Annotated in this window: 9 protein-coding genes and 2 pseudogenes; 5 read left to right on the top strand and 6 right to left on the bottom strand. The window is 42.1% G+C overall.

What is annotated here, in order from left to right; translation table 11 throughout:
* Positions 1–1,215 (top strand): annotated as a pseudogene (locus AB4503_RS15430) (conjugative transfer relaxase/helicase TraI); the annotation flags it as partial.
* Positions 1,216–1,232: 17 nt separating this feature from the next.
* Here AB4503_RS15430 and AB4503_RS15425 read toward each other — a convergent pair.
* The gene (locus AB4503_RS15425; RefSeq protein WP_016800120.1) at positions 1,233–1,592 is read right to left on the bottom strand and encodes a hypothetical protein; all 360 of its coding nucleotides are present in this window, start codon (positions 1,590–1,592) and stop codon (positions 1,233–1,235) included.
* Between the two features lie 1,321 nt (positions 1,593–2,913).
* Between AB4503_RS15425 and AB4503_RS15420 the strand changes: the two genes are divergently transcribed.
* Genes AB4503_RS15420 through AB4503_RS15405 form a run of 4 tightly spaced genes read left to right on the top strand, consistent with a single transcriptional unit; the run spans position 2,914 to position 7,355 of the window.
* Positions 2,914–3,132, top strand: a complete 219-nt coding sequence (locus AB4503_RS15420) for a hypothetical protein (RefSeq protein ID WP_372115340.1) — start codon at positions 2,914–2,916, stop codon at positions 3,130–3,132.
* 27 nt (positions 3,133–3,159) lie between these two features.
* The gene (locus AB4503_RS15415; RefSeq protein ID WP_102258471.1) at positions 3,160–5,982 is read left to right on the top strand and encodes a PAAR-like domain-containing protein; all 2,823 of its coding nucleotides are present in this window, start codon (positions 3,160–3,162) and stop codon (positions 5,980–5,982) included.
* Positions 5,983–5,994: 12 nt separating this feature from the next.
* Positions 5,995–6,738, top strand: coding sequence for an AHH domain-containing protein (locus AB4503_RS15410; protein ID WP_017097878.1), 744 nt, complete (start codon positions 5,995–5,997; stop codon positions 6,736–6,738).
* A complete protein-coding gene (locus AB4503_RS15405) occupies positions 6,735–7,355 on the top strand; it encodes an imm11 family protein (protein WP_017097879.1) in 621 nt (206 codons plus the stop codon). Before AB4503_RS15410 ends, AB4503_RS15405 begins: the two co-directional genes overlap by 4 nt.
* A gap of 296 nt (positions 7,356–7,651) precedes the next feature.
* Here AB4503_RS15405 and AB4503_RS15400 read toward each other — a convergent pair whose 3' ends face one another.
* The 5 genes and pseudogenes from AB4503_RS15400 to AB4503_RS15380 all read right to left on the bottom strand — a co-directional run.
* Complete coding sequence (locus tag AB4503_RS15400; RefSeq protein WP_102535543.1) at positions 7,652–8,932, bottom strand: site-specific integrase; 1,281 nt, start codon at positions 8,930–8,932, stop codon at positions 7,652–7,654.
* Complete coding sequence (locus AB4503_RS15395) at positions 8,929–10,056, bottom strand: site-specific integrase (protein WP_102535542.1); 1,128 nt, start codon at positions 10,054–10,056, stop codon at positions 8,929–8,931. The genes AB4503_RS15400 and AB4503_RS15395 overlap by 4 nt, the downstream gene beginning before the upstream one ends.
* A gap of 353 nt (positions 10,057–10,409) precedes the next feature.
* Positions 10,410–10,853, bottom strand: coding sequence for a lytic transglycosylase domain-containing protein (locus AB4503_RS15390; protein ID WP_029189388.1), 444 nt, complete (start codon positions 10,851–10,853; stop codon positions 10,410–10,412).
* 55 nt (positions 10,854–10,908) lie between these two features.
* Positions 10,909–11,244 carry a type I restriction endonuclease subunit M gene (locus AB4503_RS15385; RefSeq protein WP_372107105.1) on the bottom strand — a complete coding sequence of 112 codons (336 nt, stop codon included), beginning with the start codon at positions 11,242–11,244 and terminating at the stop codon, positions 10,909–10,911.
* Between the two features lie 76 nt (positions 11,245–11,320).
* Positions 11,321–11,578 (bottom strand): annotated as a pseudogene (locus tag AB4503_RS15380) (hypothetical protein); the annotation flags it as partial.
* Between the last annotated feature and the right edge of the window lie 21 nt (positions 11,579–11,599).

The raw sequence follows: 11,599 nt of genomic DNA, 5'->3' as shown, positions 1-11,599 counted from the left end.
CGGTTCCAAAATAAAAGCGGTGACTTTGACTACAACACATTTAGGGAGCACATCAATACGCAGCTACCAAAATACACCGAAAGCCTCGCCATTCAGTTATTAGGCCAGCCGAATCAATCCAAATCAGACCGGGATTATTTAACCTTTGGTATTGGAAAATCGGCCATTAAAGTCACCTTAACTGGAGAGCATCGCGGGTATTTCAAAGACTACACCACAGGCGAAAAAGGCGCATTGATTAACCTAATCATGAGTCATAAGGAAATGAATTATAAAGCCGCGATGAATGAAGCGCACAAGATGATCAACGAACCGGAAAAATATCAACTGGAGGAAAACAGTAAACACGACAAATTACTGAGCACCACCCCAAGGCATATTGCGCAGTTTGAAGAACGGGCTAAGGATTATATCAATCAAAGCTTACCGATGGATAACACACTGGCCCAAACGTACTTAAACAAGCTCGGTGTCAATAACATTGAAAACAACCATGTAAAATTCCACCCGGCGGTCTATTCATCCGAAGATAGATCCCTTCACCCTGCAATGCTAACCAACATCCACAATAAAGAAGGCGAAACCAAAGCCATTGAAGTGACCTATTTAGACACTCAAGGAAATAAAGATACCTCCCTAGACATTAACCCAAGAACCCTAGGGACGAAATCCAAACAATTAACAAGATTCCATCAAGGGGAGAATTTAAACACCACCATCATCAGCACATCGATTGAACAATCGTTTCTAATTCGAGACCAAACCCAAGGACAGATTGATATTATTAACCTCAATCATAAGAACGACATTCAAAACATCTCTACCGATGAACTAAGACAGAACATCATTATTGTATTAAATCATGGCAATCACGATTTAAACCCGAACAACATTGAAAAAATCGTCGAGAACTTTAATGGCCGAGACATCCAATTCATGTCAAATGATAACCTTAAAGAGGACATCAAATCGTGCATTGATAAACTAGAGCGAGATAACAGTGCACATAACCTTGAATTAAGTGAGCCGCACACGTCTCATCAGGAGAGGGAATTAGACACCTTCAACTATAATGAGAAAACAGAAATCGACAGCCAATCATTCGACCACTTTGAGCCAAAAGAATATTCACCTCAACAAGAGATGGAATTTAATCAATCAGAGAAAGAGAGACATTGGGAAGACAGAGAAATCGACAGAGAGTTAGAGCGATAATAAGAGGGTAGCTGCTGCTACCCTTTTTTTTCGCCTGCAAGATAAGCATCCACTTTTTTATCCACATCAGCGGAAACCAAATTACGCATTTCTACTGCATCTTTTTTATTTTCATGGAACGCGACACCATCAAAACTTTGTGTGTGGGTTAAATTACCCGTCCCTTGGATCATCCTGATCCGTCGATACATCTCTTCCATCAACTCGCGGTTAGACGGCCGCTCATCTTCCTTATCGTTCAGTTTGATCCTCAATGCCAGCGTGAGAAGTTGCCTGACGGCTTCCGCATCACCTAACTTTTCTCTGTCTCTGAACACCTTAAAATCTTGCTCCAATTCACCCCGAATGTAACTCTGTACAGAAAAAGCTTTCGCCATAATCCCACCATCCTTTCTTAGATTTCCCTCTAAACAACACTTTACCTACATTACAATTAAATCACATGCTTGCAAAAAAGCTCACTATTTATCATTAAAAACATCGAGTTAATTGCTAATAAATCACTAGTACATCACTTCCACTTTAAACAAGCTCTCAGACCTTTCTCGAAAAGGGATTAAGTACAATTGATGCATTTATGATGTAAATCTACATTGGATTTCAGCGGCTAATTAGTTGAAATTTTGAAAATTTCCCCCCCAAAATATTCACTCTTCTATTTATATCATAAGTTATTGATTGTATTGTCTTTATGTTTAAAGCAGACAACCATTTAAATCGTTTTCGATTTAGCGTGGTGTGTGGCGGTAAACTGAAAGCGCAGGGGCACTAAATAAATTCTTTTTCTTTGGTTCGTATTTTCGCTAAGAGGTTGAATTATCCATAAAAAAAGCCCCTATTGAAAGGGGATGGGGTGTATATTTGACCACACTACTTTTGAATTAACGTCCAATTTTCTTCTTACAGGGGCACTTTGTTAGGAAAAACGCACGCGAAAAAAGTATTGTCAGATGTCAAAATAGTTTGTTCGATTCCAATAAAGTTTGATCACTTTTTGGCTTTAAATCCGTAATTAGCTAGGCACGAGTTATCTAATTTCTGCCCCATTATAAGGTAGACCTTTTACTCATTCACACCTTGTTAATGTGTGTTTCCCCTAATAAAAGTTATCTGACATTAGCAGTTGTCAAAGTTATACGACACAAAAGACATCATCGTGTTGCTTTTTGGCTTGGTATATCGTTTCTATCATTACTCAAGTGATGTAATACTCTCAACTTTAAAATGATAGTGATGTGCGTGACTTTAATCACAAATTTGAGTGCGAGATAAACCTATAGAAAAGTGAAAAACACATGCGATAAAGCCAATTGATTTGCTAGTCTAGTTACATTGATTGGCCTTCATGTCTTTAAAGTCGATTATTCAATCGTAGTGACCATTCATTTCCACATTACCTATTCAAATCGCCCAGAGATAAAATAATAGGCTCTAAATAATCACTGGGCCCACCATGAATCAAGAGCCACCAAGAGATATTCTTAAGCCTACTTCAAAACCCTGCTCTCGAATTGGTTGGGTAGTGGAAGTTCATCCAGAAAAGAATCGAGTCAAAGTAGATTTTGAGCATAACCCATTTTCTCAACCTCTCTGGGCGTCAATAGGCCGTGCTTTTACTCAGTCAGAAATTTTTATGGCCACGATAATAAACTCGATTGCCGAATCTCTTTTCTATCCGAAGATCTTACCATTCCAACATTGGTTGATATCTATATTTCTTTGCTTGAAGAGCAAGAGCTTGTTGTTAAAGCAAAGAGGATAACCCTTGATGCAGAGGAAGAAGTGCTTATTGGCTCTGGGACGACACAAACCAAATATAGTGGAACGGATAGCCGTATCACTACAACAGCCAAGCATCTTAGTAGTAGCGCTGAAAAAATTCATAAGATCCAGGGCGCTAAGGTAAAACTCAACTAATCCACTTAATCTAAGTAGGACATATTAATGGCAGTTACAATAAGTGCAAATGGACTCAGTGTTGTCCATAAAGGCTCGGGAGGAGAGGCGAATGCTACCCTGCCTGATGTGTGCCTTACTACAGTCGGTAAACCTGTTGTACCAATCCCTTATGGAAATAACGCGAAGTCGGCAGATTTAGTGGAAGGCACTACGACAGTCACAGCAGATGGCGGAAACAGTATTGCTTTAAAGGGCAGTAAGTTTGCCAAGAGCACAGGCGATGCGGGCGGGGACAAGAAAGGCGTAGCATCGGGTACGATAGAGGCCGAGGCCGAGTTCATTTCCGCATCACCGAGTGTCATCATCGAAGGGAAAGGCGTGGCTAGGTTGTCAGACCAAATGACAATGAACAAGGGCAACACCATGTGCCTAGGTGGGGTTCAAAACCCTGCTGTCACGGTCACTGAAGATGAAGACGGCACTTACACTGTCTACATCAAGGCTCGATACCCGGATGGTGTACTTCTTAAGAACGCAGATTTTGACATTACCGATGTCTCTGGTGGTGCTCTGTCTCCTGGTCACTTTGATAACTCTGGCAAAAGCAAAGTATCAGGCTTAAAGCCGGGTCAAATCAAAATTCTGGTTAAAGAAAGTACGGATGAGTTTATTGCTACCCCGGTTCGTTTAACCAACCCACACTACCTACCCGATTACAATGATGATGACTTCTTTGATAGGTCTGCTCAGGGACAGCAAACCTTCTGGCACCCGAATCGTATTGCCCCGCCAGTAGAAGGCTGGGGAACCATGGGACCTAGCCTCACCGCTGACCGATATTTTGCCGATATTGTGGAAGCAGAAACGAAAGCCCACTTCGAGTTTAGACACCCTGATTTTCATTTCAGCGTATTGTCAGAATCGCTAATCGCGGGAATTGATAGTCTCTCTGATACGAGTTTTGATAGTGTACTGGCGAACGGGTTACCAATGGTGATGGAAGAAGGGGAAATTTTCTCCGTCTTATTTCGTTTACCCAAGCATGAAACCGCAGACCGTATGCTGGCTTACATGCGAGCTCGTGGTAAAGGTAATCCTCAGGTTTTCATCAATAACTACCCTTGGGATAAGGCTAAGAATATACTCAACTCTGAACTAGAGAGTCTACTTAGTAAGATAAAAGGGCGTGTGGAATCTCTTAAGTCCGAAGCTAGTCGGTTGAATTATGATTACTTGTCGTCTGATATCTATAAAAAGCATGTGAGTACCATTGATACCTATGCTAAAAAATTGTCCGATAACCTCAGCCAAGCTTTCAAGCGTATGGAAAATAAAGCTAGTCAACTTATGGATGATGTGTCAGATGTCTCGGTCATTCAAGCGCCTGATCATGTTTACTCTGCCGAAGCAGGGACTATCGAAGTAGTCGTGAATGCGATACCGAAAATAGAGTTAGAGGAGCAGAAGTGGATTAAGATCCGTGCCGTTCACGATGACCTGTGGGGAACGCCTGTTTACGCTAAAAACCTCAAAGTGATAGCCAATGGCTCCGTTCCCCATAAAGACAAATTGGATCTCAATCCATTGCCGCAAAGAAGTACGGCCTCAGAAACTATGGATCTGGCGTTAGAGACCCAGAAGACAGAGGGAGGTGTAGTGGTGGTCGATGATCTCAAGCCCAACACAGACTCTGTCACTATCGAGTATGAAGGTGAACCAGGCATTGAAGATAAGATTGTAAAACAACAGGAAGCTATCGAGACTTATTTGGACGGCCTTTTAAACACAGTCGCGAAAGATATGACAGGTTTCCAGAAACAATGGAACGAAGAAGGTGTACTTTGTTTGGGTGATGGTGTGCTTGAAGGGGCTAAAGCTTGGGGTGCTGATGTGGTGGAACTTTTCTCTCCCGAAGTCTGGGGCGAGATGGGCCATACCTTAGCAGATGCCACCACCGATGGTTTTGATAAGCTCTATATTTACGCCAATCAAAAATACAATGCATTGGAAAAGTACACCGCCGATGCGATGAAAGGAACGGAAGTTCAGTTAGCTCAAAGTGATTTACCAAGCTGGGTAAAACAGGCGGCTTATATTTCCAGTATGGCGCCTAACTTGCTTATTGCGGCCAGTGTGGATGCGTACGAGAACATTGATGAGGCCATTGATGATGTGCAGCTTTGGTGGAATGAAGGCTCAGACGATATGGCGCGCAAGATTAAGTGTATTGCAAGACACAGAGAAGCGATTTGGAATTTGCCTACGCTCTTTACCAACAACGATGTTAAAGGCGTAGAAAAGTTCGTTGACACTGTTGTGATGGAGTTTGACCCTGAATGGGCAATGGAAATCAAGGAGAGTGAGTTTTTCCCTAAGGCCTTGGCGTTGATTAATGATGACAACAGCATCTTGCCTTTCTTTACATACTTGAACCTGATTATTGAAGCTGTCCCACCTAACTTCTATTTCTACCACGTGGGTAAAGCAGCTGCGTATATTGCCATTGAAGTGGTGTTAACCATAGTGATTGGTTTGCTAACTGGGCCAGCAGGGGCAGCCGCCAGAATTGCGACGGTTACAGCGAAGTTTACCATGGGCGTTAAAAAGGTTGGTGCAGCCTCTCATGCCGCACAAGCACTAGAAACCTTTACCAGCACCGTCGATGGTTTAGTCGACATCTTGCCAGATTACGACAAGTTAGCGGGCCATTTGGCATTGCGCCGTAAGTCCGCCATAGCAGACAAACGGGTTAATAGTACCGCTCAAGTGGAAGAGAAACATGAGCCTAGAAAGGGTAAATGTCGACTGTGTAAGAGTGAAGAACATAAAACGCCTCGGTTGTACCGGGGTGAAATCGAATATGTATAGGATAAGTTATCTATGGGCACACTGATGAGTCAAGAGGCGGCAGAATCGGATTTCGTCGATGGTATGATTGAGAAAAAAGGCTATCGTAAGCGCTGGGTAAACAACGTAAAAAAATTATCTGAGCACCCTTATAATAATGGTATCCATATGGATACCCATCATATTATTTCGGCAGAAGCAGTAAAACACAGTGAGCTGGGTGAAAACCTAGTCAACAAAGGCTACGACATCAACCAGTTATCGAATTTGGTCGGCTTTCCTGCTACTTTGCCGGGTGCATGTCAACTCCATTGCCAATTACACCGCGGCGATCATATCTTTAGCCGACCTAGGGAAGAACCTTATCATCGTTACGTTTCTGGAGAGTTGAGAGATCCAGAGATAAGAAAAAAGATTAAAGACTGCTATGGAAAGACTAAGAAAACAGAAACCGAGTCAGAGATACATAAGCTGCTCGACCCGATTAGTCGTAAAGTGCTAAAGAAAATCAACAAAATTGAAAGAGGGCAATTTTTTTCATTACCGTTGACCAAAATTTCCCAATACTTTATTCCAGGAGGACCCGGCTGCGCCTGCCAATTCGATATTATCAACGCACAAACCAATCCTGATAACTATTGCAACAGTGACCGGCTTCACTATCAACTGGGCGAAAGAGATGGCAAAGACAAGCGCTATCAAACCAGTAGTTCCCCATGGAACACCAAAACGATCACGTACCAAAACACCAGATGGATACCCAAGGTAGGACAATGAGCCAATACAACGACCAATACTATATTGTTTTCGAAAATTATGATGAAAATACTTTGTACCTAAAGCCTCAAAAGCATTCAGCCATGAGGGATTACGAATACACCAAGCTAAGTGGTGATGAGCCAATGCTTTTTGAAAACTGCTATCGTGATGAAGATTTGGTTCGAGGGGTTTCTAGGCCAATCAAAAAGGCTCACTTAGACTCAACCTACCCAGTATTTTCTGATGAAATTAAACAATCTCTTGGTAATATAGACAATGCATGTTGTCAGGTTTACCCCAGCGTGATCGTAGATGATCATGACAAATATCATGAGGGCTATTGGGTGTTTAATGTATTTGAGAAAATGGATGTTTTGAATCTAGAAAAGTGTCAGATTGATGATTATGACCCGGAAGATACTAGACACACAATTGAGCAGTACTATTTGGATGATAACAAGTTGTCTGCGATGCCAGAGAAAGAACGCTTGGTCTTTATGCCAAAATTCAGCGATTACCCTCATATTATTGTTCATGAGAAAGTAGTAAAAGCGTTCAAGAAACAAAACGTGGATACGCTTAACTTTGTAAAAGTCTCTGATTGGGTAATGGGCCTCCAGTTTGTAGAGTCTTAATGGACCAGTGGGCTGCTGAAGGCATTGGGGAAATCTGCATTTATAGCTTAAAACTAGGTATTCAAGAACAATAACTTTATTTGCTGTTTCTGAATATATGTAAACTCCCCAAATAGTACAATTTGATCTGCTTCAGCGATACTGGACAATCACGTAAACAAATTTTCCATACTTTTAATAATTCATGCTTCGCTAAATTAGCAATCTTGCTAAAACGTTTTTGTCCAAAAATAATTTTCAACACCTAAGCCACCTAACACCAATTAGGCAGCTTATAGTGTTTACTCGCTCATTATTTACCAAGATAAAAAATCGAGTTCATTTCTAATGTCCCTTATCTGCTCGTCGGTCACTATGTTGGATGCTTTCTGTTTTGGCTTGACTTTAAGATCTCTGGATTTACGCTTCTTAACCTTAGAATGACTTCCTCTTTCTACGGTTATGATTTCAGTGATAACGTCCCCTACTCTCTCTGCGGATTCAGAGACTTGCGCATCATCTACATGTGTATAACGAAGCGTGGATGAAATGCGAGCGTGACCTAATAACTTCGACACCATCAGAATAGGATACCCTTCTAATACCGCATAACTGGCAAAAGTATGACGCAAGTCGTGAATACGGACATCTTCGATATTCGCTAAAGCTCTCACTTGTTGCCATATCATCCCTACCTTAGTTGCCCGACTCACAAAACGACGCAAAGGAGCAAAAACATCATCGTGGGGCTCACTTTGTTTCGACCAAGCTTGCTTTGGGATATCTAAAAGAAGTTGTTGCGCCTCCTTACCAACATACACCACCTTCGCCCCCGTCTTACTGTCTGGTAAGTACCACTCATTGCCTTTAATAAAAGACCATTTCAAGCCTGTTACCTCCGAAATACGACAACCTGTAAGCAAAATCAAGTTTAATACCTGACAACAACACGCTTCCATGTCTCCTTGTTGGCTAACCGCCATCAATGCCTTATGGAATCGTGCCAACTCATCCAAACTCAAAAAACGATTGAGCTTCTTTTTTCTGTTTTGCTGGATACCATCACAAGGGTTATTCATGCAGTAGCCCTGCTTAACTGCATATTTGAAGATAGAGCGAAGCACATCAAGATTACGATTTGCAGCCCCTGCGTAACTCTGACTAAGCTCATCAAACCAACGGTGTACACGAAATGAATCAATACGGCCAACGGGATAACGACCAAACTCTGGTAACAAATGTTTTCTTAAGGCGCTCAACGCCCCCGCTTGCGTACTGGGTTTCCATTCCTTTAAGACCGTCTCCGTCCACTCTTCTTTCACTAACGCATCAAAACGGATTAACCGTATCGGTTTTGCCTCTTTTTCTAAAAAAGAGCTCTGCAAAGCTTGTACGTGTTCTCTGGCTTGCTTTAAGGTGAATTGCCCCACTGCTGCTAACGTCTTATTGGGAATGGGTAAATAAGTCACATAGAAACGACGACCATCCGCATACACCCGAACCCCTAACGCAGGATTCTTGGTATCCCACACTGTATACGTTCGAGCTTTGGCGTTAAGTGATTGAACCACCTTCGATGAGAATAACAGTGATTTCATGAGCGCATCCCCTTCACTAATACACTCGCCACATGCGTGGCCGCCTGACACACGTCTTCACGCCCTAAATGCGCATACTTCAAGGTGGTTTCCGCTTCCGCATGCCCTAAAAGGCGACTTAATACGACTAAGTTCACCTTCGACTGAATAGCAAGGCTCGCGTAGGTATGACGTAAATCATGCAAGCGTACCCCCTCCAATCCTGCTAACTGGCGAACTTTCCCCCAGAATTCAGTCAACTGGTTTATCGATATGGGTTGAGTGTTGCAAGGAGCCGGAAACAGGTAATCACTCTCTGATTGCCATGCGTCAAGGTAAGCCCTGACTTGTGTGCAAAGGTACACTGTTTTCGCCCCCGTTTTACTGTCTAATAAATGCCAGTGACGACCTCTGTACTCTTTCCATTGCAAGGTTCTGACTTCCGATGAGCGACAACCTGTATATATTAAAAGTCGAATAATCATAACCTTATCTGGATTATCCTTCTCTAACGAGTCTAAGGTGCCCCATAATTGGCGTAATTCGTCTTTATCAAGGTAGCGTTCGACTTCTCCAGCTTTATAACGTTTGAAACCACGGCAAGGATTGGTATTTTTAGGACGATAACCCCACGTTTCACATTGCTGCATCATAACCGACAGCAAGACTAACGCTTGGTTAGCTGAGCCTTTCACATGACTTAACTGAGCAAACCACCGCTCTACCTCGTTTCGATCAATGGATTTCACCTCCTTATCTCCAAGGTAAGGAGCGATATGAAGACGAAAAGCACTTTCGTTTTTTTTCAAAGTACGAGGCTTCCAGTGACGTGGGTAACGCTTAAAAAACTCTTGGCCGAATGCCTGCACCGTTATTGTGGGTAATGTTTCTATTGTCGGACTGCGAACTTGATGAACAAGCTGCAAGGCTTCGCGTCTTGCTTGGCGCAGTGAGCACTCTAACGCACAGCCTATCTTAGAATTCTTTCTCAATCCGTCACTCTGAAAACGAACAAAAAAAACTCGCCTTCCTGATGGGTAGACTCGTAAATACAGTGTAGACACCTTGCTATCATAGTATTCTTGTGTGATTGACGTCGGCTTTACACGCTCGATAAATCGCTGAGTAAGCGGCATTTTTTTCATTTTTAGCTCCTGTTTACAGGGGCATTTTTGAACAAAAAAACGTTATCAAAAATGCCACAACATGAAAAAAGCGAAAAATTTAACACCTTAACTATCAGTTACTTACAACAGACAACCATTTAAATCGAACTTCGATTTAGGGTGGTGTGTGGTCACCAACTCAACTAACCAACAACTCAGAACGAATGATCTGAGTCCCTAATCAAAGCGACGGGAAAAACTGACAGCGAAAGACAAAAGCCGACCAGGTGGCGAATGAATCTGACGAACGAGGGATGCGGGGGATCTGGAAATTGAAGGAAGAAAGCAAGAGGAAAAGCTGAAGGCCTCGCACCATTATGGTGCAAGGCCTTTTATTGAACGTTCATCTTAAAATAAACCGATTGGACTTTTTGGATGTATATTTTTCTGGCGTTCTCGGTGCGTTTGGAAAAACCCGCATTATACGCGCCGACGCTGTTCCAGTTATAACCATGACTAGAAAAATTAGAACTTAATACCCACGCGCCAAGATGAACATTAAAGCAAGGATTATAGATGTTTGTTTCATTCACATTAAATTCGGATAGTCGATCAAACCAATGGGAATTAATTTGCATCAATCCAAAGTCACGACTAACCACCTCACCGACTCTATTTTTATTTTCATTGTACGCGTTCGGTTTTAAGCTGCTCTCTACCGTTGCAATGGATTTTAAAAGCTGTGGATCGACATTATAAAATCGCCCTGCCTCATCAAAGCAAAAAGCCCAACTGAAACACGGAGATAACAACGAAAGATAAAGTAATGGTTTCATCATAAAAAAGAGCCCTAATAATAGGACTCTCATTTTATGCCATCCCATTAAGATATCAATATTCACAAGGTAATAAAATTGTGGTCACGCTGCGGTCACGTTCAGTTATTATCCAAACCGATTGATCACAAATCGTATAATTCGATATCACTCTCTCGCCTGTTTTGGTTGCTTCGTCATTGGTGATTTTATCTTCAATGCAAGTCTCTCCCCAATCTCCACTTTGGTGACGCTGCAAATAAATCGACAAGTTAGCACCGACATGACTATCTAATAACTGCTCAATACCTTGCGTATAGACCACTTTACCCAACGAAAACGGCACGGCCGTACAAAAGTAATATTTTGCTTTCGTTTCTTCTCTATCTTGTGTAGCATTCAGAATGTTCATTAAATCTAACTCCGATGTAATTGAACATGCCTTGATATTTGAGACAGCAAATATCAAGGCGCTTTAATTTTCACGCTTAATAAACGTCTTCCGTTTTACGAATATGATTAAACACTTCATGAATTTCATCGTAAGTGATGCCATACCCTTCGAGCTTTTCCACACAATCACAAATATCATTGGTGTAGAAACACTCATGATTAAATAACTCACGACGAATGATCGCCTTTTTCCCGTTCTCTTTGATATCTTCGGCGATCCCTTCTTGAGCGATAGAATCCAAACGGATCATTAATTGCTTCGCGTTATCGGTGGGGCAAATTAACCCCATACCTGGCTTTGTTTCCTAATTGGA

The organism is Vibrio sp. 10N.222.55.B11, assembly GCF_041473705.1.
GTDB classification, from domain to species: domain Bacteria; phylum Pseudomonadota; class Gammaproteobacteria; order Enterobacterales; family Vibrionaceae; genus Vibrio; species Vibrio crassostreae_C.
Note: the sequence above shows the minus strand (reverse complement) of the source record. Positions and strands in the feature narration are given on the sequence as shown.

Coding starts and splice junctions, on each gene's coding strand:
- AB4503_RS15425 (WP_016800120.1), bottom strand. CDS start 1,592: ATGGCGAAAGCTTTTTCTGTACAGAGTTACATTCGGGGTGAATTGGAG.
- AB4503_RS15415 (WP_102258471.1), top strand. CDS start 3,160: ATGGCAGTTACAATAAGTGCAAATGGACTCAGTGTTGTCCATAAAGGC.
- AB4503_RS15395 (WP_102535542.1), bottom strand. CDS start 10,056: ATGAAAAAAATGCCGCTTACTCAGCGATTTATCGAGCGTGTAAAGCCG.
- AB4503_RS15410 (WP_017097878.1), top strand. CDS start 5,995: ATGGGCACACTGATGAGTCAAGAGGCGGCAGAATCGGATTTCGTCGAT.
- AB4503_RS15385 (WP_372107105.1), bottom strand. CDS start 11,244: ATGAACATTCTGAATGCTACACAAGATAGAGAAGAAACGAAAGCAAAA.
- AB4503_RS15390 (WP_029189388.1), bottom strand. CDS start 10,853: ATGAAACCATTACTTTATCTTTCGTTGTTATCTCCGTGTTTCAGTTGG.
- AB4503_RS15400 (WP_102535543.1), bottom strand. CDS start 8,932: ATGAAATCACTGTTATTCTCATCGAAGGTGGTTCAATCACTTAACGCC.
- AB4503_RS15405 (WP_017097879.1), top strand. CDS start 6,735: ATGAGCCAATACAACGACCAATACTATATTGTTTTCGAAAATTATGAT.